This window comes from Curtobacterium sp. MCSS17_005 (assembly GCF_003234225.2).
In the GTDB taxonomy this organism is placed as follows: domain Bacteria; phylum Actinomycetota; class Actinomycetes; order Actinomycetales; family Microbacteriaceae; genus Curtobacterium; species Curtobacterium flaccumfaciens.
In genome coordinates this window covers 2,514,669-2,537,854 of the sequence record NZ_CP126258.1, presented here as the reverse complement: position 1 = coordinate 2,537,854, position 23,186 = coordinate 2,514,669, and the positions used below count along the sequence as shown (strand labels likewise).

The following is a 23,186-nucleotide window of genomic DNA, read 5'->3' as shown; positions in this document are numbered from 1 at the left end:
GCTACCGGCCGGTCGCCGTCCGCAGGACTCCACCGGCAGCGCCGGTAGGCTCTGGCCCATGTTCCTCGGCATCACGAACACCCCCCGCGACTACGCCTGGGGCTCGGTCACCGCGATCCCGGAGCTCCTCGGCCGCACCGTCACGGGTGCCCCGCAGGCGGAGCTCTGGCTCGGCGCCCACGCCGGCAGCCCCAGTGTCGTCGTCAACCCGGCCATGGTCGGCGGGGCCGACACGCTCAGCGACTGGATCGCCGACGAGCCGGAGACCGCTCTCGGTCCGGACCGCACCGGCCTGCCCTTCCTGCTCAAGGTGCTCGCGGCGGCGGCACCGCTCTCGCTGCAGGCACACCCGACCCCGGAGCAGGCAGAAGAGGGCTTCTCCCGCGAGGAGCGCGAGGGGATCCCGCTCGACGACCCGGCCCGCAACTACAAGGACCCGTTCCCGAAGCCCGAGCTCGTCGTCGCGCTGAGCGAGCGGTTCGAGGCGCTGAGCGGCTTCCGCCCGGTCGAGGAGACCCTGGCCGAGGTCCGCGTGCTCGACGCCGGCACCGGACGCCTCGGTCCGCTCGAGGTGCACCTGCTGCACGGGCTCGAGGACACCGTCCGCTGGCTCGAGACCGCCGACGAGTCCGCGCTCGCCGTGGTGCAGGCCGCCAGTGACCTGGCCGTCGCCCTCGACGACGACCTGCTCACCCCGAACACCGCGACCGTCCGCGACCTGGCGACCAGCTGGCCCGGCGACCCCGGCATCGTCGTCTCCCTGCTCATGCACCGGGTGACGCTCACCGCCGGGCAGGCCATGTACCTGCCCGCAGGCAACATCCACGCCTACCTCGACGGACTCGGCATCGAGCTGATGGCGCCGTCGGACAACGTGCTGCGCGGCGGGCTCACGCCGAAGCACGTCGACGTGCCGGAGCTCCTGCGGGTGCTCGACTTCACCGCGTACCCGGCACCGGTCCTCGAGCCCGAGCGCATCGCCCCGGGCGTCGACCGGTTCGCGCCGGACGGCGTCGGCTTCGCGCTGCTGCGGGTGGACGGCGACGGTCGCCCGGTGGGACTGAGCACCGGCGGGGTCGCCCCGCTCGTGGGGCCGTCGATCGCGATCTGCACCGAGGGCGTCGTCACGCTCGTCGGCGCGCAGTCGGCGACCCTGCTCCGCAAGGGCGAGTCGTGCTTCATCACCCCGGACGAGGGCGACGTGACGGTCGAGGCGGACTCCTCCGACGGCATCACGTCGACCGTGTTCATCGCCACCGGCGCCTAGGGGCGCGGACCGGCACCGGGAACGGCGCAGGGCCGCACGCCGTGGCGTGGACCCGCACACCGCCACCGGGGTGTCGCCGACGTCCGCTAGCGTGGCGAGCATGAGTTGGCTGGTCACCGGCGGTGCCGGGTACATCGGGTCCCACGTCGTCCGAGCACTGCGCTCGGCCGGCATCGACACGGTCGCGTTCGACGATCTGTCGAGCGGTTTCCGCGCGTTCGTCCCGGACGACGTGCCGTTCGTCGAGGGCACGATCCTCGACGGCGAGCTCGTCGCACGCACCCTGCGCGAGCACGAGGTCACCGGCGTGGTCCACGTCGCGGGGTTCAAGTACGCCGGCGTCTCGGTCGAGCGTCCGCTGCACACCTACGAGCAGAACGTCACCGGCATGGCGACCCTGCTGCGCGCGATGGCCGAGACCGGCGTCACCAAGGCGGTCTTCTCGTCCAGCGCGGCGGTCTACGGCACGCCGGACGTCGAGACCGTGGTCGAGTCCACCCCGAAGAACCCGGAGTCGCCGTACGGCGAGTCGAAGCTCATCGGCGAGTGGCTGCTGCGCGACATGGAGGTCGCCGCGGGCTTCACCACCACGTCGCTCCGGTACTTCAACGTCGTCGGCTCAGGGGAGCCCGACCTGTACGACGCCAGCCCGCACAACCTGTTCCCGCTGGTCTTCGACGCGCTGCTCGCCGGCCGGACCCCGCGGATCAACGGCGACGACTACGCCACCCCGGACGGCACCTGCGTGCGCGACTACGTGCACGTGGCCGACCTGGCGCACTCGCACGCGGTGGCCGCGCGGAAGCTCGAGGCGGGGGAGCCGCTCGAGCGTGCCTACAACCTCGGCAGCGGCGACGGCGTGAGCGTCCGGCAGATCATGGACGCCATGGCGGCGGGCACCGGGATCGCCTTCGATCCCGAGATCGCACCGCGGCGCCCCGGCGACCCGGCCCGCATCGTCGCGACCGGCGAAGCCGCCGCCCGTGACCTCGAGTGGGCCATGCGGCACTCCCTGGACGAGATGGTGTCGAGCGCCTGGGAGGCCCGTCGCAGCGCTTCCTGATCGCCTGAGGACGAGTCAGTTGTCCCCCGGAAGGCCCACCCGAGCGGTGCGACACGCCCAAACGGGGGACATGACACGCTGGAGCGGTCAGTGCCTTCTATGATCCGCGACTTGACTCAGGCGAATGACACCGCTGTAATTACAGGCAACGGCCGCAAGAGTTGGGGTTCGTTGTCGAGGCGGCAGGGGTGATCAGGGTGAACGGTTCCGAGTTCCACGCCGGAGTTCCGGAGGACTGGCACGTCGATCCCGTGGCGCTCGGCGTCCCGGGTGTCCGACGTCCGGAGACCGACGACGAGGAGAACCCGCTCGCCTGGCAGGTCGACTCGCTCTGCGCGCAGACCGACCCCGAGGCGTTCTTCCCCGAGAAGGGCGGCTCCACGCGGGAGGCGAAGAAGATCTGCACCTCGTGCGAGGTCCGGGCGCAGTGCCTCGAGTACGCGCTCGAGAACGACGAACGCTTCGGCATCTGGGGTGGCCTCTCCGAGCGTGAACGCCGCAAGTTGCGGAAAAGGGCGTAGCCGCCCCACCCCGTCCGGGAGGCGCGTGGAGCGCCTGTCCCGCACCGCGCAGTGAGCGCATCCAAAGGTTCACGGCGCGCCGCCGTCCGCACCCGACACCGCGCCTCCAGACCGTAGAGTGACGCCCGTCATGCAGCCCAGAGTCACCGCGATCCTCGTCGCCGCCAACGGGGCGGCCCACCTCGACCGGACCCTGGACGCGCTCGCCGCCCAGACCCGCCACCCCGAGAACCTGGTGGTCGTCGACGTCGGCACGACCGACGGATCGACCGCCGAACTGTCCTTCGGCGGGTCCGCGCAGCTCGTCCGGCTGCCCGCCGGCACCGCGTTCGGTGACGCCGTCCGCCAGGGCGAGCGCAGCGCGCCGCCCGCGGCGACCGACGAGCCGGTCGACGAGTGGCTGTGGATCCTCGGCCACGACAACGCGCCGGCACCGACCGCGCTCGCCGACCTGCTCTCCGCCGTCGAGATCGCGCCGTCGGTCGTCGTCGCCGGTCCGAAGCTCGTCGCCGACGACGACCCCTCGGTCATCCGCGACTTCGGCGAGAGCATGACCCGCTTCGGCCGGTCGATCGTGCTGGTGCAGGACGAGCTCGACCAGGGCCAGCACGACCGCAACACCGACGTGCTCGGTGTCGCCGCGGGCGGCATGCTCGTGCGCCGCTCCGTCTGGAACGAACTCGGCGGCTTCGACCCGGCGCTGCCGGACGTCGACGCGGCCCTCGACTTCTCGGTGCGGGTCCGCCTCGCCGGACACCGCGTCGCCCTCGTGCCGGGGGCCAAGGTCACCAGCGCCGGACCGATCGAGGAGTTCGGTCGCAAGCGCGTGTCCGAGGCGCGGCGCGTCCGGATGCACCGGCAGGCGCAGCTGCACCGCCGGATGACGTACGCGCCCGCCGCGCTGGTCTGGCTGCACTGGCTCACGCTCGTGCCGTTCGCGATCGGCCGCGCGCTCGGTCACCTGGTCGCGAAGCACCCCGCCGCCGTGGTCCCCGAGCTCTCCGCCGCGTTCGCCGTCGCGTTCGGCGGCGGCACGGGGCGCGCGCGCAAGAACCTCGCCCGCACGAAGAACCTCGGCTGGGCGGCCGTCGAACCGCTCCGCGTGAGCTGGCGTCGGGTGCACGAGCACCGCACCACCTCGCGGGACGTCGAACTCGCCCGGGCGGAGGACGCCCCGATCGCCCGGGCGTCGTTCCTGAGCGACGGCGGCATCTGGGTGGTCCTGGCCGCCGCGGTCCTGAGCGTCGTGACGCTCTACCCGCTGCTCGGGTCGCCGGCCCTGACCGGCGGGGGACTCCTGCCGCTCTCCGCGACCCCGGGACAGCTCTGGCAGAACGTCGGGTACGGCTTCCACTCACTCGGCACGGGCTTCACCGGCCCGTCCGACCCCTTCGCCGCGGTGCTCGCCGTGCTCGGCTCGATCGTGTTCTGGTCGCCGTCCACCGCGGTCGTGCTCGTCATGCTCGTCGCGTTCCCGCTGTCCGCACTGGGCGCCTGGTTCGCGGTCCGCAAGGTCACGACCCGCACCTGGGTGCCGGTCATCGGTGCGTCGCTGTACGCGATCGCCCCGTCGCTCGTCGGCGCGGTGACGACCGGGCACCTCGGCGCCGTGATCGCGCACCTGGTGCTGCCGTGGCTGTTCGTCGCCGTGCTCGAGGCGCACCGCTCATGGGCCTGGGCCTCGGGTGCGTCGCTCCTGTTCGCCGTCGTCGCCGCCTCGGCGCCGTCGCTGCTGCCGGTCCTGCTGGTCGGCTGGCTCGTGGCGCTCCTGGTCGGCTGGCGCCGGGCCCACCGTCGTCTGTTCATCCCGGTGCCGACCGCGGTGCTCTTCCTGCCGCTGATCCTGGCGCAGGCGGCACGCGGCAACCTGCTCGCCGTGTTCGCCGACCCGGGTGCGCCGTCCGCGACCCGGGCGCCGTCCGCGCTCCAGCTGGCCATCGGACAGCCCCTGCCCGACTGGAGCGGTTGGCTCCCCGCGACGTCCGGACTCGCGCTGGTCGCCACGGTCCTGCCGATCGTGATGGCCGTCCTCGCGCTCCCCGTGGCGGCCGCCGCGATCGGGGCGATGCTCGGCCACCGCTGGGCGGTCGCGGGCTCGGCGCTCGTCATCGCGCTCCTCGGCTTCGCCACGGCCTTCGCCGCCACCCACGTCACGGTCACCGGTGTCGGTTCGACCACCACCATCGTCTGGCCCGGCAGCGGTCTGTCCGTGTACTGGCTCGCCCTCGTGGTCGCGGCCTGCATCGGCATCGACGTGCTGCCGAAGGCCGCCCCGGTCACCGGGCTCGTCGCGACCGTGCTCGCCGGCGTGGCCGTGGCTCCGGCCTTCGCGGCGTTCTACCTCGGCACCGCCACGATCGAGCCGACCACCGGCCGGGTGCTCAGCGCGTACGTGAACGCCGAGGCCCAGGCGAACCCCGACGTCGGCACGCTCGTGGTCGTCCCGCAGGACGACGGTTCGCTCGCCGTCACGCTCGAGCGCGGGCAGGGCTCCACCCTCGACGACCAGTCGACGCTCGACGCGACCGCACTCCGGCTGAGCGAGTCCGGCGCACGGTTGACGACGCTCGCCGGCAACCTGGCGAGCCGCAGTGGGTACGACCCCCGGCCGGCGCTCCGCGAGCTCGGCGTGAGCTTCGTGCTCATCGACGACGCCGGTGACGACCCCGAGGCGCAGACGGTGCACGACCGGGCCGCCGGTGCGATCGGCCAGAACGCGCTCTTCACGAGCATCGGCGAGACCACCAACGGGCAGCTGTTCCACTACGAGGGCGAGGTCGACCGCACCCGCTCCGGCTCCGCGGCGACCCAGGCCACCCACGTGCTGTACCTCGTCGTGCTCGGCGTGGTCTTCGGTGCCGCAGCACTCCTCGCGGTCCCGACGGCCCCGCGCCGCCGCCGTGCCACCTCGAACGTCATCGAGGCCGAGGAACCCGCCACCACCTTCGACGAGGAGCGCGACGAATGAGCACCAACCCCTCCTCGGTCCGGCGCTGGATCGTCCGCGGCACCGCCACGGCCGTCGCCGTCGTCGTCGCCGCGGGTGCCGTCACCGCCGCCCACGCCATCGGCACCGAGTCCGAACCGGGTCGACCGGCCGGGCGCACCGTCACGCCGGTCCCCGCGGCCGCCGAGCGTGTCTGCGCCGGCAGTGCGCTGCGACTGTCCGACGACGCCGGCAACGACGCGACGCAGGCGAGCACCGTCGGCACCGCGACCGTCGCGACGGCGACGACCGGTTCGACGGTCGAGCGGTCCTCGCTCGACGCCTCGACCACCGGCGGCAGCGACCCCCGGCTCCTGACGGCCCCCGCTGGCGAGACGACGCCGCAGGTCGCGGGCAGCAGCTTCCAGAGCGTCTCGAGCGGCGACCTGGTGGGGGCGGGCGCTGCCTCGTGCGACGACCCGACCCAGTCCACGTGGCTCGTCGGCGGCTCGACGGAGACCGGTCGGACGAGCCTCGTCACGCTCTCGAACCCGACCGACGTGAACGCCACGGTCGACTTGACGATCTTCGACGGCTCGGGGACGGTCAGTGCGCCCGGGACCACCGGCATCGTCGTCGCGCCGAACACGCAGAAGGTCGTCCCGCTGTCGGGCTTCGTGTCCGACGCCGCCTCGACCGTCGTGCACGTCACGTCGTCCGGCGGGCAGATCGTCGCGCACATGCAGGAGTCCGTCGTCCGCACCCTCACCCCGGGCGGCTACGACATCGTCTCCGGTGGGGCCGCGCCGTCCCGCTCGCAGGTCATCCCCGCCGTCGCCCTCGCCGACGCGCAGGCCGCCCAGCGCGGCGACGACACGGCCGACGCGGCGCCGATCGTCCGGCTGTTCGTCCCCGGCACGAAGTCGGCCCGCGTCACCCTCGGCATCAGCACGGCCGACGGCGGCGGCACGACCGTCAACGCCACCGCCGAGCCCGGGGTCGTCACCGACGTCGCACTCGACGACTTCCCGGACGGCCGGTACTCGTTCACCGTCACCTCGACCGAGCCGGTCGTCACCGGTGCACGCACCACGACGCCGACCGACGGTGCCAGCAGCGGCACCGACCTCGGGTGGTTCGCCTCGGCCGAGCCGCTGGGGGACCGGACGATCACCGCCATCGCCCCGGGTGAGGGCGTGCGCCTGAACTTCGTGAACCCGACCCGTCAGGACCGCTCCGTCACGGTGCGGTCGGGCGACGAACGTCGGACGCTGAAGGTCCTGTCCGGTGCGACCGTGACGCTCCCGGTGCAGACCGCGAAGCAGCTCACGCTGACCGGCACGGAGGGCATCGTCGCGGGCGTGACCTACCGAGGGGCCGACGGCATCGCCGGGTTCCCGGTGCGGCCGGCGACCGACGTCTCCACCCCGGTCCGCGTCTACCCCTGACGCCAGGCGCGATCGGCCCGGCTCACCAGTGTCGGTAGCGGTCCGGTGCCAGGTCCCAGGGGTCCTTGCCGATCAGCTCGCCGACCGCGCGGAACACCGCGGTCTCGATGATGATGCGGCGGTCCGAGTCGTCCTTCTCGGGGCTCCGGTTCACCCGCTCGACGGGGATCCGGAAGACGGTCACGCGGCGGGTGTCGCGGTCGATCCGCCAGCGCGGCATCTCGTCCGGCAGGGTCGTGTCGCTCGGCATGTCCGCGACCTGGAACACGACGCCGGAGAGCTCCTCGGGCCAGAGACCGAGCAGGTAGTGCGCGCTGTCACCGACGATCCGGTCGAACGCCTCGGCGCGGGTGGTGATCGGCGCGAGCTCGGGCCCGGTCACGCTCGAACGCCCACCGCGGCCGTGCCGGGAGCGCCCCCGACCGCGGTCGACCGGGGTGACGAGGCGAGGCTTCCGACGCATCCCCACATCGTACGCGGGGACGGGTGCGCGCCGGACGCTCCGCTAGGCTCCCTGACGAGATGGACGTGCGGATCTGCAGCAAGGTGGCGTGTGCCAACAGCGCTTCGTCGACCCTGACGTACGACTACGGCGACTCCATGGTCGTCGTCGGGCCGCTGTCGACCCGGGTCGAGCCGCACGGCTACGATCTCTGCGCCCGGCACGCCGCCGCCCTGCGCGTCCCGCGCGGCTGGCAGGTGGTGCGGCGTGAGCCGCTGCGGCGCGACGCCGACTGACGGCTCGCGTCCGCGACGTGCCGCGGTGGTCGGACCGGAGGCCCGCGAGACGTGACCCGGATCTGCTGGTGATCCGCGCCTCCCGGCATGGAAGACTGGTGGGCATGCCCACCGAAACCCGCACCGCTGCTGCGTTCCGCGTCGCCGACCTGTCCCTCGCCGAGGCGGGCCGGCACCAGATCCGCCTCGCCGAGAACGAGATGCCGGGCCTGATGTCCCTGCGTGACGAGTTCGCCGCGTCGCAGCCGCTCGCCGGCGCACGCATCGCCGGGTCCCTGCACATGACGGTGCAGACCGCGGTGCTCATCGAGACGCTCGTCGCCCTCGGCGCGCAGGTGCGCTGGGCCAGCTGCAACATCTTCTCCACCCAGGACGAGGCCGCGGCCGCCGTCGCCGTCGGACCCACCGGCACCCCGGACGCCCCCGCCGGCGTCCCGGTGTTCGCGTGGAAGGGCGAGACGCTCGAGGAGTACTGGTGGTGCACCAGCCGCATCTTCGACTGGAGCGACGAGGCCGCCGCCGCGGGTGCCGACTGGACCGGGCCGAACCTGATCCTCGACGACGGCGGCGACGCCACGATGCTCGTGCACACCGGCGCCGACGCCGAGGCGGCCGGTGCCGCTCCGGTCGCCGAGCCGGACGCCAGCACCGAGTGGAAGATCGTGCTCGACACCGTCGCGAGGTCGCTCGAGACCTCGTCGGACCGCTGGACCCGCATCGCCGCCGACATCCAGGGCGTCACCGAGGAGACCACCACGGGCGTCCACCGCCTGTACGAGCTGTTCCGGAACGGCGAGCTGAAGTTCCCGGCGATCAACGTCAACGACTCCGTGACGAAGTCGAAGTTCGACAACAAGTACGGCATCCGGCACTCGCTGCCCGACGGCCTGAACCGGGCCACCGACGTGCTCATCGGCGGCAAGGTCGCCTTCGTCGTCGGCTACGGCGACGTCGGCAAGGGTGCGGCCGAGGCGCTCCGCGGGCAGGGTGCCCGTGTCATCGTCAGCGAGGTCGACCCGATCTGCGCGCTGCAGGCGGCGATGGACGGCTACCAGGTCGCGCGCTTGGCGGACGTCGTCGACACCGTCGACATGGTGATCACGTGCACCGGCAACCTGGGCGTCGTCGGGGTCGACGAGATGCTCGGGCTGAAGCACCTGGCGATCGTGGCGAACGTGGGGCACTTCGACAACGAGATCGACATGGCGGGACTCGAGGCGCTGCCCGGCGTCTCGAAGGTCGAGATCAAGCCGCAGGTGCACGAGTGGCGGCTGCCGACCGGGCGATCGATCCTGGTGCTGTCCGAGGGCCGGCTCATGAACCTCGGCAACGCGACCGGGCACCCGTCGTTCGTGATGAGCAACTCGTTCACGAACCAGGTGCTCGCGCAGATCGAGCTGCACACCCGGCGCGAGGAGTACCCGACCGGCGTGTACGTGCTCCCGAAGCACCTGGACGAGAAGGTCGCGCGCCTGCACCTCGACGCCCTCGGGGTGCAGCTGACGTCGCTGCGTCCGGAGCAGGCGGCGTACATCGGTGTGCCGGTCGAGGGGCCCTTCAAGCCGGACCACTACCGCTACTGAGCGCGGCGGGGCGGCCCGGGGCCGGCGGAGCCTGGTTCCGGACACAGCACCGTGGATCTCCGCGGTGCTGTGTCCGTTCCGCAGTGTTGCGCGGGGGCAGTCAGCGCGGCGCCGCGGTGCGCGTCAGCGCGGGAAGCCCGGCGGGGGCGCCGCCGCCGTCGCCCCCGCCGCGGTCAGCAGCTCCGCGCGGGCACCCAGCGCCCGGACGTCCCGACGACGCCGCAGCACGACGACCCCGGCCAGGAAGACCTCCGGCGGGACGGGCGGCACCGGGTGCGCGAATGCGGACACCTCGGCCGCCAGGGTCTGCGCCGCCGCCTCGCGCAGTTCGGGGCGCATCAGTGCAGCCCCGCGGAAGAACGCACCCAGGCGGTTCTCCAACCGCTGCGGCAGCGCCGACACGTCCGCGACGCCGGCCCAGGCCGTCAGCTCCGGGGGCAGCAGCACCTCGGGGTCCCGCTGCTTCGGCAGGCGTTCGTGCTGCACGATCGTGCCGGCGAGCAGGTCCCCGAGGCGCCGAGGCCGACTGCCGAACAGCGCGACGAGCAGGGCGACCGAGCCGAACGTCATCCAGAGCTCGAACAGGCCGACGAGCGACCGGGTGAAGGCGTGCCGGAACCCGATCGCGCCGCCGTCGAGCCGGACGACGCGGGTGCCGGTGGCGAACCGTCCGACGCTCCGCCCCTTCGTCACGGTCTCGACCGCCGCGGGGACCAGCACCAGCACGACGACGAGCAGCACGATGTTGAGCGCAGCACCCCAGGCTGGCTCGAGCCCCCTCGGCCAGAGCCGCCAGACGCCGAACAGCGCGAGCACGAACAGGACGAGGATGCACAGGCCGTCCAGCAGCGCGGCCGCGAGCCGCAGCACGAGTCCGGCGGGTTGGACGTCGAGCGCGACGCCCTCGCCCACCACCAGCTCGTCGGCGGTCTCGTCGAGGTCACGCGAGAACCGGGCGTCGGCGAGGTCACGCGGCGTGCGGGGCTTCGGCATGGGATCATTCTGTCGGAGATCGCGCGACCTGAGGGGGAACACGTGGACCTGGATGCCTACACCGAGGTGCACCGTGACCGGTGGCAGGAGCTCGACCGTCTGGCGCGTGCCCGGCACCGGTCCGGCGCGGACGTCGACCGGCTCGTCGCCGGCTACCAGGAGGCCGCGACCGACCTCGCCCGCATCCGGGGCGCCGCACCGCGCACCGTGACCGGTGACCGGCTCTCGCTGACGCTGTTCCGCGCCCGCCTGCGGTTCACGGGCACCCCCGTCGATCCACTGACCGCCGTCGCCCTGTTCTTCACGCGGCAGCTGCCCGCGGCGCTCTACCGGATCCGCTGGGTGACCATCTGGGTCGCGCTCGCGACGGTGGCGATCGCGGCGATCGTCGCCGTCTGGATCACCACCACCCCCGGTGCGACGGCGACGTTCGGCAGCGACGAGGCCCTGCGTCGGTACGCCACGCAGGACTTCGTCGACTACTACTCCGACCGTGGCCTCGGGGCCTTCACCGCGCAGGTCTGGACGAACAACGCCTACATCGCCGCGACGATGGTGGCGTTCGGCATCACCGGGGTCTTCGTGCCGTTCTCGATCATGCAGAACGCCGTCAGCCTCGGGGTCTCCGCGGCGATCATGCACTCCCAGGGCCGCTTGGCCGACTTCTTCCTCTACATCTCCCCGCACGGGCAGCTCGAGCTCTACTCGGTGTTCCTCGCGGGCGGTGCGGGGCTGATGATCTTCTGGTCGTGGGTGGCACCGGGGCCCGGACGCACGCGCGCCCAGGCCCTCGCCGAGGACGGCCGCGCACTCATCACCATCGCGATCGGCCTGGCCCTGACCCTGCTGCTGTCCGGCATCGTCGAGGGCGTGGTGACGCGGCAGGACTGGCCGTGGCCGATCAAGATCGGCATCGGCACGGTCGCCCTGGTCGCGGTGCTCACCTACCAGTGGGTGCTCGGCGGCCGCGCGTACCGAGCCGGGGAGCGCGGCGACCTCGAGGAGTTCGAGCGCGGTTCCACCGCCCTGGTGGCCGGCTGACGTCCGTCCCGGTTCAGAGCCGGCCGGTGGCCTTCGCCCGGATGTAGGCGTCGGCGACGAGCGGCGGGACCTCCGCCGGTGCGCCGCGCACGACCTCGGCGCCGGAGCGCCGTGCGACGTCGGCTGCACCGTCCGCGTCGAGCAGGGTGCGTTCGGCGGCCGCGCGTCGGTAGACGTCGCGCTCCGCGCCGGTCGGGAGGCCCGGCACCCGTCCGCCCCGTGCGGTGCGGATCGCCGTGGTCGGGTCCACCCCGCCGCGCGCCATCCGCTGGACGTCCGGGTCCTCGATGCTCGTCACGACGACCGCGTGCCGTCGGGACAGTCGGGGGAGCACGGCGAGCAGGTCGCCCGAGGCGCCGACGGAGTCGAGGCTCGAGGCGAGGACGACCAGGGCGCGCGAGGTCGTGATCGAGTCGACGAGCGCGGGGACGGATGCCCAGTCGGTCGCGGCGAGCCCGGGTTCGGCCATCGCGAGTGCCTCGCCGAAGCGCTGCACGACGTCGGTGCGGGTGGCGCCGTGCACGCGGTCGTGTGCGGTGTCGTCGAGGACCACCAGGTCGACGCGGTCACCGGCGGCGGCAGCGAGGGCCCCGAGGAGCAGCGCCGACTCGATGAAGGTGTCGAGTCGGGGTTCGTCGGCGACGCGGCCGGCACCCGCCCGGCCCGCGTCGACCACGACGACGACGCGTCGGTCGCGTTCCGGACGCCAGGTGCGGACGACGAGGTCCTGCCGCCGCGCGGTGGCGCGCCAGTCGATGGACCGCACGTCGTCGCCGCGCACGTAGTCGCGCAGCGAGTCGAACTCGGTCCCGTGCCCGCGGAGCTGCAGCGTGGTCTCGCCGTCGAGCTCGCGGAGCCGTGCCAACCGTGACGGCAGGTGCCGCCGGGAGCGGAACGGCGGCGTCACGACGAGTTCGCCCGGTGCCGCGACGACCCGCTGCCGTGCGGCGAGGCCCAGGGGACCGAAGGACCGCACGGCGACCCCGGTGGTGCGGCGTCGACCACGACGGAACGGTGTGAAGCGCATCCGGGCCGTCCGTCGCTCCCCGGCGGGTACCGTCATCCGGATCCGACGGGGACGGTGGCCGGCCGACGGCTCCCACATGTCACGGACCACACCGCGGACCGTCCGGGAGCCGTCGTTGGCGAGCACGAGGGTGCCGTCCGCGGTGCTGTCGCGTCGAGCGAGCCGGGGCATCCGCCGCTCCACGCGCACCCGTCGCAGGTCGGCGGCGAGCACGACGTCGAGCGCCGCGGCGAGCAGCACCACCCCGACCCACGCCAGACCGGCCCACCCGCTGCCGAGCAGCACGGTGGGCACGAGGGCGACGGCGAGGAGCGCGACGAACCGGCCGGAGACCGCCACTAGATCGGCACCCGCACCTGCTCGAGCACCTGCTGGAGCACGCCGTCGGCACCGACGCCCTCGAGCTCGGCGTCGGCGGCGACCCGCAGGCGGTGCCGCCAGACCGGCAGGGCCATGGCCTGCACGTGGTCCGGGGTGATCGCGTCGTAGCCGGTGAGCCAGGCCCAGGCCTTGGCGGCCGCGAGCAGTGCCGTCGCTCCGCGGGGGCTCACCCCGACGCGGACGGACGGTGCCTGCCGGGTGGCCCGGGCGAGGTCGACGATGTACGCGAGCACGTCGTCGCGGGCCCCGACGCCGCGGACGGCACGCTGCGCACGGACGACCTCGTCGACGCCGACCACCGGGGTGATGCCGGCCGACCGGACGTCGCGCGGGACGAACCCGTCGGCGTGGCGCCGGAGCACCTGCCACTCGACGTCGCGCGGCGGGATGTCGAGCGTCAGCTTCATCAGGAACCGGTCGAGCTGCGCCTCGGGCAGCGTGTACGTGCCCTCGAACTCGATCGGGTTCATCGTCGCGGCGACGAAGAAGGGGTCGGGCAGGGCCCGGGCGTCGCCGTCGACGCTCACCTGGCGTTCCTCCATGGCCTCGAGCAGCGCCGACTGGGTCTTCGGCGGCGTCCGGTTGACCTCGTCGGCGAGCAGGACGTTCGTGAAGACGGGGCCCTCGCGGAACGGGAACGTGCCGGTCGAGGCGTCGTAGACGAGCGACCCGGTGACGTCGCCGGGCATCAGGTCCGGTGTGAACTGGATGCGCTTCGTGTCGAGCGTCATCGCGGCGGCGAGGCTGCGGACGAGCAGGGTCTTCGCGACACCGGGGACGCCCTCGAGCAGCACGTGCCCCTGTGCGAGGAGTCCGACGATCATGCCGGAGACCGCGCCCTCCTGGCCGACGACGGCCTTGGCGACCTCGGTGCGGACCCGGCCGAACGCGTCGCGCAGGTCGGAGCCGGCCGCGGTCGCCGGGTCGTGCTCCGGTGCGGTGTGCTCGGTGGTGGCAGGGGGCAGGTCGGTCACGGTCGTGCTCCTGGTCGGTCGGGGTCGGAGGTCGGTCGGTCACCGGAGGTCGCCCGGCGGACGGCGCGTTCGAGGTCGTCGAGCGCGGCGGTGCCGTCGACGAGTGCACGGTCGTCGTCGGTGGTCCCGCCGACGAGCACGGCGCCGACACGGGTGTGCGGGATGCCGGTGGCCTGGGCCGCGGTCCGGACGACCTCGTCGACGTGGGCCGATCGGGGAAGTCCGAGCATCCGGCCGATGCGGCGGACGGCGGCGACGCGCAGGGTGTCGAGGGCGTGGGTGCGGTCACGGGTGCGGGCGTACATGCGGGCGCGACCCTCGGTGGTCTCGGCAGCACGGACGACGACGGGCAACCGCTCGACGACGAGCGGGCCGAGCCGTCGGCCCCGCCAGACGCCGGCTGCGACGGCGACGAGGGCGAGCAGTGCGAGGGCGCTCGGGACCCACGGCGGGGCGAGCTCGCCGAGGGTCGGTGCGGCGTCGGGGGTGCCGACGGCCGGGGTGTACCAGACGAGTAGCTCGTCGGCGCCGAGCAGCCCGAGGGCGAGTGCGGCGTTCCCGGCGGTGGCGATCGTGTCGTTCCGGAACGTCGAGGTCGTGCCGAGCAGTGTGACGTCGCCGCCCGGGGTCGTGGTGCGCACGAGGCCCCAGACCCGGGAGCCGCCCTCGCCGGTCGGCGCACACCGTTCGGCGTCGTCGTCGTCCACGGTGTACCCGGAGCCGGCGGTCGTCACCCGCGCCGCCGAGGCCGCCGCCGGGATCCCGCACGAGGCCGTCGAGACGGTGGCGTCACCGTCGATCTGGGCGGGCGGGTCGACCGGGAACCCGAGCAGCGCGTCGAGGCCGGCGCCGCTCGCGCTGACGACCACGACGTGCCGGGCCGTGCGGGCGATGCGTTCCGCGACGGCGGGGTCGAGCGCCCCGTCGGCGTCGTCGATGAACACCGTGCCGCCGTCGATCCCGCCGACGCCGTCGACGGTGTCGGTGACGGAGACCGCGGTGCCCCGCTGCTCGAGCACCCGGACCAGCGCGGCAGAACCACTGGCCGTCGTCGAGGTCGGGTCGAGTGCGCGCGGTGCGTCCGGGTCGGTGCCCTGCACGACGGCGGTCAGCGCGGCGAGCAGGACGCCGACCAGGACGATCGCGACCCAGAACCCGATGCGGAACCGGCGTCCCTCGGCCGGAGCCGGAGCCCGAGCAGGAGCCGGCCCGGCGCTCGTCCGCGTGGCGGTGTCGGTCGTCATGCCGGCACCACCGGTCCCTCGGCCCGGGCGGGCCGGGCCTGCCGGACGGTCCGCTCGGTGTCGAGCACGCGCAGGGCCGCGGCTTCGTCGGCGTCGGCACCGAGGTACCGGACCGCGTCGAAGGCGGTCGCTGCCGCGTCGAGTGCACCGGCCGACGCGGGGAACGGCAAGGTGCCCCGTGCGGCGATCGTCCGCGCGGTGGCTCCGGGCACGTCGGGCACCAGGTCGCGCTCGCCGAGACCCCTGGCGATCGCGCGGAACCCGTCGAGCACCGCTGCCGACCAATCGGCGCGACGGACGGCGGCCTGGGCCGCTTCGAGGAGTTCCCGGGCGGAGCGCAGGTCGTCGGCGTCGAACACCCCGCCGGTGTCACCGTCACCGGCCCGCGCGCGCCGGCGGGGGAGTCCGCGGGCGACGACGACGAGCACGACGACCGCGACGAGCACCACGATCGCGATCACCAGCGCGGTGCGGGCCGCCGCGGGGGAGTCGATGCCGTCGGCGCGGAGCGACCCGAGCCAGTCGAGGAAGGAGCGCGAGGCACGGTCCCACCACGTCGGCCGGGCAGCGTCGTAGGCGGACCGTTCGAGCTCGCGCTCGAGCAGGCGACGCGCCTCGTCCGGGTCGACCGCCGTCACGCGGAGCCGTTCGGCGGTGCCTGGCCCGGACCCTGCTGCCAGGGTTGCTGCTGCTGGCCGGGCTGCCAGGGTTGCTGCTGGTGACCGGGCTGCCACGGTTGCTCCTGCTGGCCGGGCTGCCACTGCTGCTGCCCGGGCCACGGCTGCTGCTGCGCCTGCCACTGCTGGCCAGCCCACTGCTGCTGCGGCGGCCACGGCGGGCGTGCGACGGGCTCGGACGGGGCGAACGGGTCGGTCGGCTGCCCGGAGTCCAGGTGCGATGCGATCCGCTGGTCGAGGGCCTCGGTGCGGATCCGCCGGTCGATGGCGAGGAACGTGGTGATCGAGGCGCTCAGCACGTCGGTGATGCACTGCACCGCGATCGCGAGCAGGCTGCCGACGACGATGGCGATGACCGCACCGGTGCCGGCTCCCGACGTGCCGCCCGTCTGCCCGAGGGGGTCGAAGGTGCCCCCGACGAGCACGGCGCCGATGGTGAGCGGGATCGACGCGATGGACGCCGCGAACCCGAACACGAGCTGCACGAGCAGCAGGATGCCGAAGGTCCGCCAAAAGGCCCCGCGGGTCAGGCGCCACGACTGTGCGGCTGCGGCGAAGACCGGTCGGCCCTCGAGCGCGATGGTCGGGACGGTGAGCACGAAGCGCGTGGCGAGCCACACGACGACGACACCGATGCCGAGCACGAACAGCACCAGCGCCAGCACGAACCACCAGGTGCCGGAGTCGGCGGCGCCCATGGCCGCGAACACCCCGAAGAACACGAGTCCGGCCAGGATCGCGAGGACCGCACCGGCCCCGATCTGCACGAGCATCCACGCGACGACGGACCACCGGCGGCCGGCGAGCAGCGCCCACAGCCCCCGGAACGTGGCGCGACGGCCGAGCACCCGCTGCCCGGTGTCGGCGGCGACCGGCGCCACCAGGAACCCGCGACCGAGGTAGGCGAGGAACGGCAGCACGACCGAGAGCAGTGCCGTGAGCGTCAGCGTGCCAGCGACCACCGAGTCGGCACCGCTGCCGCCGTCGAGGGCCGAGAACATCCGCGACTGCAACGCCTGCTGCCCGAAGGTGCTGGCAAGCGTCGAGAGCAGGCCGAGCACACCGCTCAGCAGCACGCTCCAGAGCAGCAGCACGCGGGCGTTCCGGCGGAAGACCGTGAACGCCCCGGCCAGGATGTCCCCGAGACCGAGCGGGCGCAGCGGGATCACCGGACGCGAGCCACCGGACGGACCGCCCGGTCGCCCCGGACCCGGCCCCGGGGCGGGCTGCGGCGGCACGGAGAAGCGGGGCGGGCCTCCAGGCTGGGGTCCTGGTCCCTGCGCCGGTCCGGACGCCGGCGGCGTCGGCGCACCCTGCTGCCCACCGCCCGGTGTGTGCCAATCGGACATGACTCCAGCCCCCTCGTCGTGTCGGACCGAGCCAGCGATGCACGGTCCACCCCCATCCTGGCGGAAAACCCGGCGCGGCGGGGCCTCGGCTATCGTGTGGGGACACGTGCCGACCACGGCACCCGCACGCCACCCGGAGTCCAGATCACATGACACCGCGCATCCTCGTCGTCGACGACGACCAGGCCCTCTCCGAGATGATCGGCATCGTGCTCCGCTCCGAGGGGTACGAACCCGAGTTCAGCGCCGACGGCAACGACGCCGTCGACGCGTTCCACGCCACCAAGCCGGACCTCGTCCTGCTCGACGTCATGCTGCCCGGCATCGACGGCATCGAGGTGTGCAAGCGCATCCGTGCCGAGAGCGGCACGCCGATCATCATGCTCACGGCGAAGAGCGACACCGCCGACGTCGTCCTCGGGCTCGAGAACGGTGCCGACGACTACGTCGTGAAGCCCTTCAACCCGAAGGAGCTCGTCGCGCGCATCCGGACCCGCCTGCGACCGAGCGCGTCCGACGCCACCGTCCTGCACGTCGGCGACGTCACGGTCGACGTCGCCGGGCACGAGGTGCGCCGCGGTGACACCGTGATCGCGCTCACGCCGCTCGAGTTCGACCTGCTCCGGGCGCTCGCCGAGAAGCCGAACCAGGTGTTCACCCGCGAGATGCTGCTCGAACAGGTCTGGGGCTACCACTACAAGGCGGACACCCGTCTGGTGAACGTGCACGTGCAGCGGCTCCGCGCGAAGATCGAGCACGACCCGGACAACCCGAAGACCGTCACCACGGTCCGCGGCGTCGGGTACCGCGCCGGAGGAGCCTGAGCACCGTGCCGCCCTCGACGCGCCCGTCGGGCTCGGCACGCTCCGGCCGGGCCGGCGGCGCCGGTGGGGCCGGCAGCACCACCGTCTCGATCGGCGTCGTCGACCGTAGCCGTCGCCGGATGCGGCGCTGGCTCCGACGCGCCTGGCGTCCGATCGCCTACCTGTGGCGGCGCTCGCTCATGTTCCGCTCGGTCGCCATCACCGTGATGACGACGGGGCTCGCGGTGGGGATCATCGGCACCGCGGTCATGGTGAGCATCTCGACGAACGTCTACTCGCAGCGCCGCGACCAGATCGAGTCGGAGTCCGCACGGGCCACCATCGTCGCCCAGGGGATCTTCGACGCGGCGACCGCGGCCGAGGACAACAACCAGTCCGAGCTCGAGACCCTGCAGAACGAGGCACAGCAGGCGATCCTGTCGAACACGACGAGTCCGGGCGGCACGAGCATCGCGATCGAGCGGAGCCCGGACCAGTCCACCCCGCAGACGCTGCAGACCATCGCCAGCCAGGACTTCCCGGACGCGGTGATCACCGATGCCCTGCGCAAGGAGGTCGCGCAGAACACCGGTCGGCTCAGCCTGCAGCCCGTCGAACTCGACGACGACGGGCGCCGGGTGCCGGGGCTCGCCGTCGGGTCCACGCTGCAGATCCCGAGCGCCGGCCAGTACGAGCTCTACCTGGTCTACGACCTCTCCGACGCGCAGCAGACCCTGGACTTCGTCTCCCAGACCCTCTCGATCGGCGGTGTGGCCCTGATGGTGCTCATCGCCCTGGTCACCTCGCTCGTCGTCCGGCTCGTCGTCGTGCCGATCCGCGGTGCCGCCGAGACGAGCCGGAAGATCGCCGCGGGGCGCCTCGACGAGCGCATCCCGGTGCGCGGCCAGGACGACCTGGCGACCCTGGCGCGGAGCTTCAACGGGATGGCCGAGGCGGTCAGCCGCCAGATCACCCAGCTCGCCGAGCTCTCCCGCGTGCAGCAGCGGTTCGTCTCCGACGTGTCGCACGAGCTCCGTACCCCGCTCACCACGATCCGGCTCGCCGGCGACATGCTCTACGACTCCCGGCACGCGTTCGAACCGTCGGTCGGCCGGTCCGCCGAGCTCCTGCACGCCCAGGTGGAGCGCTTCGAGATGCTCCTCGCCGACCTGCTGGAGATCTCCCGGTACGACGCCCAGGCGGTGCAGCTCGACACCGCACCCGTCGTCCCGGCCTCCCTCGCCGCGGACATCGTCGATGAGTTCCGCCCGCTCGCCGAACGCGCCGGCGTCGAGCTGCAGCTCGCGACCCCCGGCGGCCACACCACGATGCGGCTCGACGCCAAGCGGGTCCGCCGGATCCTGCGCAACCTCGTCGGCAACGCCATCGAGCACGGCGACGCGAAGCCCGTGCAGGTCGTCGTCGACAGCGACGCACGCACCGTCGCCATCGCCGTCCGCGACCAGGGCGTCGGCATGCCCCCGGAGGACGCCGCACGGGTCTTCGACCGCTTCTGGCGGGCCGACCCGAGCCGGAAGCGCACCATCGGCGGCACCGGCCTCGGCCTCGCGATCAGCCTCGGCGACGCGAAGCTCCACGGCGGGCGCATCGACGTGTGGTCCCGACCGGGCGAGGGCTCGACCTTCGTGCTCACCCTGCCCCGCAACGAGCAGAGCACCACCGCCACCTCGGCCATCCCGCTGCCCGAGCTCGACGAGTCGTACGACGGCCCCCGCGCCGTGCGAGAGGAGTCCTGATGCGCCACCGGATCCGCCACGTCCTCGCCGTCGTGCTCGCCGCGGTCAGCCTGCTCGCGGTCACCGCCTGCGCGGCCATCCCGACCGACGGTGCCGTGCGCACCGGGCAGACGATCAAGGACGAGTCGCTCTCGGGCGTCGACTTCCGGCCGGACAAGCCGATCACCGGGTCCGACCAGACGGCGATCCTCCGCGGGTTCATCGCCGCCGCCACCGGTGCCCAGGACAACTACGCGATCGCCCGGCAGTTCCTGGCCGCCGACTTCGCCCAGCAGTGGAACCCGCGGCAGGGCGTCACGATCCGGGACGGCAGCGGCACCGTCGAGCGAGCCGACGACCGCGAGCTGACCTACACGATGACGGCCAGCGCCACGGTCGACTCCGACGGGGAGTACACCCAGGCCGTCCGCCCGACCTCGTCGACGCTGACGTTCCAGTTCGTCCGCGAGGACGGCGAGTGGCGAATCGCCTACGCCCCGGACGGCATCATCCTGTCGCCGGTCAGCTTCGAGTCGGTGTTCCAGCCGCACGCGCTGTACTTCTACGACCCGACCTACCGCTTCCTCGTGCCCGACCAGCGCTGGTTCCTCGCACGCTCCTCCACGAGCACCCGCATCGCCAGCGCCCTGCTGGCCGGCCCCGCCGACTGGCTGAAGGGCGCCGTCGTCTCGTCGTTCCCGGAGGGCACCCAGCTGTCCCTCAACGCGGTGACGATCGACAGCGGCACCGCCCTGGTCGACCTGTCGAGCGACGCCCTGCGTGCGAGCACCGTCGACAAGGTCCGGATGCGCGAACAGCTCAGCAAGTCCCTCGCCTCGGTCGCCACCATCTCGTCGGTCTCGATGACCATCGAGGGCGCGACGCTGTCGGTGCCGGACTCCGGGGGAGCGGACGCCCAGCTGAACCCCGACGTCGACCCCCGACCCCTCGTCGACGAGGACGGCGTCGTCGGCTACGCCGCCTCGGGCACCGGCAAGGTCGCCGAGCTCGGCAGCGGCGTCGGGGCAGCGATCGCCGGCCTCGACCCGACCTCGATCGCCCTGTCGGCGTCCGGCACCACCGCGGCCGTCGGCAACCGGGACGGCGTCGTCGTCGTGCGCGGCAAGGACCGCCTGCGCGTCGATGCCCGCGACGACCTCGTCGCCCCCGCCGTCGACGACCTCGGCTTCGTCTGGGCGGGGCAGCAGTCCGACACCCGCCGCATCACGGCCTACGGCCTCGGCGGTGACCCCCACCAGGTGCGCACGACCCTGCCGCGCGGCGACCTCGTGTCGTTCCAGGTGTCCCGCGACTCCACCAGGGCACTCGCGCTCATCGAGACCGCGGACGGGCCCGGCCTGTACGTGATGGCGATCATCCGCGGGTCCGACCGGTCGCCGACCTCGTTCGGCGCCCCGGTCCGGGTGCAGGCCGCCAGCGGCACCGCGGTCGACGCCACGTGGGTGAACGACACCGACGTCGCCTCGGTCGGACAGACCACTTCCGGTCCGAACATCGTGCGCACCACCATCGGCGGCAAGTCGAGCACCCTGCCGAAGCCCGACGGGCGCGCCACCGCCATCAGCGGCGGCAGCGGCGGCGCGCTGCTGCTCCGGATGTCGAACGGCGACGTCCTGCAGTCCACCGGGGGTGGCTGGGACACGACGGGCGTCACCGCCGACGTGCTCGGCGTCCAGCGCTGACCCAACGGTCCTCCACACCCCACCCGGCCTGGAGGCCCGTCCACCGTCCGGCGCACCGGCCCACCGCCACCGCCCGGTCACCACCACAGTCGTGGCATGCCCCTTGATGACGCCCCCACCCCCTGGCGTGACTCCCTGCTCGCCGTGCTCGGGCTCTTCCTGCCCGTCGCCTGCCTGGGCTGCGGCCGCCAGGACCACGCGCTCTGCCCACCGTGCCGCGCGGCGCTCGCAGCACGGCCGGGGCGGGTCCGGCTGGTCGCCGGCGTCCGGCTCGACGCGGCCTTCGAGTACGAGGGGCTGGTCCGCACCCTGGTCCTCGAACTCAAGCTCCGCGGGCGGGTCGACGTCGCCCGTCCGCTCGGCGTCCGCTTCGGTGCACTCGTCCGTGCGGCGCTCGCCGCGGCCCCGGACGGCACCGTGGTGCTCCGGGTGCCGCCGTCCCGGGCGGGTGCCCGACGGCGTGGGTTCGACCCGGTGGTGCTGCTGCTCGCCCGTGGTGGTGTCCGGCACACGGGGCGCCTCGTCCGTACCCCGGCCGGACGCCGGCGATCCGGACCGGGGCAGAAGGAGCGGTCGGCGGTGGAACGCGTCGCCGCGACCGTCGGGACCCTGCGCGCGACCGGCGTCGACGGCCGCGACGTCGTGCTCGTCGACGACGTCGTCACGACCGGCGTGACGATGGCCGAGGGTGTCCGTGCCGTGCGCGCGGCGGGCGGGTGGGTGGTGCGCTGCGTCGCCGTGGCGAGCGTCGACGACTGACGCTCCGTGAACACCCGGTGGCCGCTGTGTGTCCGGTGAGCGTCCGGCGGACTCGCCGCCTCCCCGTGACGCCGACAGTGCACCGGGTCTAGCCTCGCGACAAGGCGTTCGGGTCGCCGGACGGAGGCGACGCGCCGACACTGGATGGGAGCCGCCACATGGACGTGACGATCACGGGCCGGAACGTCGGGGTCACCGACCGTTTCCGCACCTACGTCGAACAGAAGTCCGAGAAGATCGACGTGCTCGCCGACCGCGCCCTCGCCTTCGAGGTGCGCATCAGCCGCCACCACGAGAAGTCGAGCGGCAGCCAGGGCGAGGACCGCGTGGAGCTCACGCTGATCGGACCGGGGCCGCTCGTGCGGGCCGAGTCCGCGGCGTCGGACAAGTACGCCGCCTTCGACCTCGCCTTCGCGCGGATCATGGAACGCCTCCGTCGGGCGCGTGACCGCCGCAAGGTGCACCACGGTCGGCACCGCCCCACCTCGGTGGCCGAGGCCGCCGGCAGCGGCTTCGACGGCATGGGTGTCGTCCCGGCCGACGGCAAGCTCATCGAGGACGTCGCGACCGGTGCCGTCCCGGTCGTCGACCAAGAGACCGCCGAGGACGAGAACGAGGTCTACAGCCCGGTCGTCATCCGGCACAAGGTCTTCGAGGCCGCCCCGATGACGGTCGACGACGCCCTGTACTACATGGAGCTCGTCGGGCACGACTTCTACCTGTTCCTCGACGCCGAGACCCGCCGTCCGAGTGTCGTGTACCGACGCAAGGGCTGGGACTACGGCGTGATCGGCATCGACGAGGTGCCCGCCGGCCAGACGCCGGCCGCGGTCGACACCGACGCGGAGCGCGCAGCCGCGATCGCCTGATCCGACTCGGGGCCTCCGGTCCCGTACCGTGTGCGCGGTCCGTTCGCGGGCCGCGCACACCCGTGTCCGCGACAGCCGCGCCGC

At 73.3% G+C, this 23,186-nt stretch carries 20 protein-coding genes; 13 read left to right on the top strand and 7 right to left on the bottom strand.

Annotation, left to right across the window (positions count from 1 at the left end; genetic code table 11):
* Positions 1-58: 58 nt before the first annotated feature.
* The 5 genes from manA (at position 59) to DEJ20_RS12095 (ending at position 7,225) form a co-directional block, all read left to right on the top strand.
* On the top strand, positions 59-1,267 hold the full coding sequence (manA, locus tag DEJ20_RS12115) for a mannose-6-phosphate isomerase, class I (RefSeq protein WP_111236601.1): 1,209 nt from the start codon (positions 59-61) through the stop codon (positions 1,265-1,267).
* A 100-nt stretch (positions 1,268-1,367) separates the two neighbouring features.
* On the top strand, positions 1,368-2,330 hold the full coding sequence (gene galE / locus DEJ20_RS12110) for a UDP-glucose 4-epimerase GalE (protein WP_110861386.1): 963 nt from the start codon (positions 1,368-1,370) through the stop codon (positions 2,328-2,330).
* Between the two features lie 188 nt (positions 2,331-2,518).
* Complete coding sequence (locus tag DEJ20_RS12105) at positions 2,519-2,851, top strand: WhiB family transcriptional regulator (protein WP_081827389.1); 333 nt, start codon at positions 2,519-2,521, stop codon at positions 2,849-2,851.
* A gap of 130 nt (positions 2,852-2,981) precedes the next feature.
* Positions 2,982-5,819, top strand: coding sequence for a glycosyltransferase (locus DEJ20_RS12100; RefSeq protein ID WP_146245504.1), 2,838 nt, complete (start codon positions 2,982-2,984; stop codon positions 5,817-5,819).
* Entirely contained in the window at positions 5,816-7,225 is a 1,410-nt protein-coding gene (locus tag DEJ20_RS12095) for a DUF5719 family protein (protein WP_111236599.1), read from the top strand. The genes DEJ20_RS12100 and DEJ20_RS12095 overlap by 4 nt, the downstream gene beginning before the upstream one ends.
* Positions 7,226-7,247: 22 nt before the next feature.
* On the opposite strand, the gene DEJ20_RS12090 is transcribed toward DEJ20_RS12095, so the two are convergent.
* Positions 7,248-7,688: a metallopeptidase family protein gene (locus tag DEJ20_RS12090; RefSeq protein WP_111236598.1), complete on the bottom strand. Its 441-nt coding sequence runs from the start codon at positions 7,686-7,688 to the stop codon at positions 7,248-7,250.
* 59 nt (positions 7,689-7,747) lie between these two features.
* Between DEJ20_RS12090 and DEJ20_RS12085 the strand changes: the two genes are divergently transcribed.
* Together DEJ20_RS12085 and ahcY are read left to right on the top strand one after the other, a co-directional pair.
* Positions 7,748-7,963 carry a DUF3499 family protein gene (locus tag DEJ20_RS12085; protein ID WP_111236597.1) on the top strand — a complete coding sequence of 72 codons (216 nt, stop codon included), beginning with the start codon at positions 7,748-7,750 and terminating at the stop codon, positions 7,961-7,963.
* A 104-nt stretch (positions 7,964-8,067) separates the two neighbouring features.
* Entirely contained in the window at positions 8,068-9,546 is a 1,479-nt protein-coding gene (gene ahcY, locus DEJ20_RS12080) for an adenosylhomocysteinase (protein WP_111236612.1), read from the top strand.
* A 123-nt stretch (positions 9,547-9,669) separates the two neighbouring features.
* Here ahcY and DEJ20_RS12075 read toward each other — a convergent pair whose 3' ends face one another.
* Positions 9,670-10,539 carry an RDD family protein gene (locus DEJ20_RS12075; protein ID WP_111236596.1) on the bottom strand — a complete coding sequence of 290 codons (870 nt, stop codon included), beginning with the start codon at positions 10,537-10,539 and terminating at the stop codon, positions 9,670-9,672.
* A 42-nt stretch (positions 10,540-10,581) separates the two neighbouring features.
* Between DEJ20_RS12075 and DEJ20_RS12070 the strand changes: the two genes are divergently transcribed.
* Positions 10,582-11,580 (top strand): stage II sporulation protein M, encoded by a 999-nt coding sequence (locus tag DEJ20_RS12070; protein ID WP_111236595.1) that lies wholly within the window; start codon positions 10,582-10,584, stop codon positions 11,578-11,580.
* A 13-nt stretch (positions 11,581-11,593) separates the two neighbouring features.
* Here DEJ20_RS12070 and DEJ20_RS12065 read toward each other — a convergent pair whose 3' ends face one another.
* The 5 genes from DEJ20_RS12065 to DEJ20_RS12045 are packed head-to-tail and all read right to left on the bottom strand — an operon-like array spanning position 11,594 to position 17,052.
* The gene (locus tag DEJ20_RS12065) at positions 11,594-12,946 is read right to left on the bottom strand and encodes a DUF58 domain-containing protein (RefSeq protein ID WP_111236594.1); all 1,353 of its coding nucleotides are present in this window, start codon (positions 12,944-12,946) and stop codon (positions 11,594-11,596) included.
* Positions 12,946-13,953: an AAA family ATPase gene (locus DEJ20_RS12060; protein WP_375334838.1), complete on the bottom strand. Its 1,008-nt coding sequence runs from the start codon at positions 13,951-13,953 to the stop codon at positions 12,946-12,948. Before DEJ20_RS12060 ends, DEJ20_RS12065 begins: the two co-directional genes overlap by 1 nt.
* A gap of 5 nt (positions 13,954-13,958) precedes the next feature.
* Positions 13,959-15,206, bottom strand: coding sequence for a DUF4350 domain-containing protein (locus DEJ20_RS12055; RefSeq protein WP_111236593.1), 1,248 nt, complete (start codon positions 15,204-15,206; stop codon positions 13,959-13,961).
* Positions 15,203-15,844 (bottom strand): DUF4129 domain-containing protein, encoded by a 642-nt coding sequence (locus DEJ20_RS12050; RefSeq protein ID WP_111236592.1) that lies wholly within the window; start codon positions 15,842-15,844, stop codon positions 15,203-15,205. The genes DEJ20_RS12055 and DEJ20_RS12050 overlap by 4 nt, the downstream gene beginning before the upstream one ends.
* Positions 15,841-17,052 (bottom strand): glycerophosphoryl diester phosphodiesterase membrane domain-containing protein, encoded by a 1,212-nt coding sequence (locus DEJ20_RS12045; RefSeq protein WP_111236591.1) that lies wholly within the window; start codon positions 17,050-17,052, stop codon positions 15,841-15,843. The genes DEJ20_RS12050 and DEJ20_RS12045 overlap by 4 nt, the downstream gene beginning before the upstream one ends.
* A 329-nt stretch (positions 17,053-17,381) precedes the next feature.
* Here DEJ20_RS12045 and mtrA point away from each other — a divergent pair, with 329 nt between their 5' ends.
* The 5 genes from mtrA to hpf all read left to right on the top strand — a co-directional run bounded on the left by mtrA (position 17,382) and on the right by hpf (position 23,102).
* A complete protein-coding gene (mtrA, locus tag DEJ20_RS12040) occupies positions 17,382-18,056 on the top strand; it encodes an MtrAB system response regulator MtrA (RefSeq protein WP_017888813.1) in 675 nt (224 codons plus the stop codon).
* Positions 18,057-18,061: 5 nt separating this feature from the next.
* Positions 18,062-19,792 carry an MtrAB system histidine kinase MtrB gene (mtrB, locus tag DEJ20_RS12035; RefSeq protein ID WP_258377270.1) on the top strand — a complete coding sequence of 577 codons (1,731 nt, stop codon included), beginning with the start codon at positions 18,062-18,064 and terminating at the stop codon, positions 19,790-19,792.
* Positions 19,792-21,474, top strand: coding sequence for an LpqB family beta-propeller domain-containing protein (locus DEJ20_RS12030; RefSeq protein WP_111236590.1), 1,683 nt, complete (start codon positions 19,792-19,794; stop codon positions 21,472-21,474). The genes mtrB and DEJ20_RS12030 overlap by 1 nt, the downstream gene beginning before the upstream one ends.
* Before the next feature lie 96 nt (positions 21,475-21,570).
* Positions 21,571-22,233: a ComF family protein gene (locus DEJ20_RS12025; protein WP_111236589.1), complete on the top strand. Its 663-nt coding sequence runs from the start codon at positions 21,571-21,573 to the stop codon at positions 22,231-22,233.
* A 158-nt stretch (positions 22,234-22,391) separates the two neighbouring features.
* Positions 22,392-23,102, top strand: a complete 711-nt coding sequence (gene hpf, locus DEJ20_RS12020) for a ribosome hibernation-promoting factor, HPF/YfiA family (RefSeq protein WP_111236588.1) — start codon at positions 22,392-22,394, stop codon at positions 23,100-23,102.
* The last annotated feature ends 84 nt before the right edge of the window (positions 23,103-23,186 follow it).

Excerpts from the sequence above, each read along its gene's own strand:
- DEJ20_RS12025 (WP_111236589.1), top strand. The coding sequence starts at position 21,571 with ATGCCCCTTGATGACGCCCCCACCCCCTGGCGTGACTCCCTGCTCGCC.
- DEJ20_RS12075 (WP_111236596.1), bottom strand. The coding sequence starts at position 10,539 with ATGCCGAAGCCCCGCACGCCGCGTGACCTCGCCGACGCCCGGTTCTCG.
- hpf (WP_111236588.1), top strand. The coding sequence starts at position 22,392 with ATGGACGTGACGATCACGGGCCGGAACGTCGGGGTCACCGACCGTTTC.
- DEJ20_RS12055 (WP_111236593.1), bottom strand. The coding sequence starts at position 15,206 with ATGACGACCGACACCGCCACGCGGACGAGCGCCGGGCCGGCTCCTGCT.
- DEJ20_RS12095 (WP_111236599.1), top strand. The coding sequence starts at position 5,816 with ATGAGCACCAACCCCTCCTCGGTCCGGCGCTGGATCGTCCGCGGCACC.
- DEJ20_RS12085 (WP_111236597.1), top strand. The coding sequence starts at position 7,748 with ATGGACGTGCGGATCTGCAGCAAGGTGGCGTGTGCCAACAGCGCTTCG.
- mtrA (WP_017888813.1), top strand. The coding sequence starts at position 17,382 with ATGACACCGCGCATCCTCGTCGTCGACGACGACCAGGCCCTCTCCGAG.
- DEJ20_RS12030 (WP_111236590.1), top strand. The coding sequence starts at position 19,792 with ATGCGCCACCGGATCCGCCACGTCCTCGCCGTCGTGCTCGCCGCGGTC.
- galE (WP_110861386.1), top strand. The coding sequence starts at position 1,368 with ATGAGTTGGCTGGTCACCGGCGGTGCCGGGTACATCGGGTCCCACGTC.
- manA (WP_111236601.1), top strand. The coding sequence starts at position 59 with ATGTTCCTCGGCATCACGAACACCCCCCGCGACTACGCCTGGGGCTCG.
- DEJ20_RS12100 (WP_146245504.1), top strand. The coding sequence starts at position 2,982 with ATGCAGCCCAGAGTCACCGCGATCCTCGTCGCCGCCAACGGGGCGGCC.
- DEJ20_RS12090 (WP_111236598.1), bottom strand. The coding sequence starts at position 7,688 with ATGCGTCGGAAGCCTCGCCTCGTCACCCCGGTCGACCGCGGTCGGGGG.
- ahcY (WP_111236612.1), top strand. The coding sequence starts at position 8,068 with ATGCCCACCGAAACCCGCACCGCTGCTGCGTTCCGCGTCGCCGACCTG.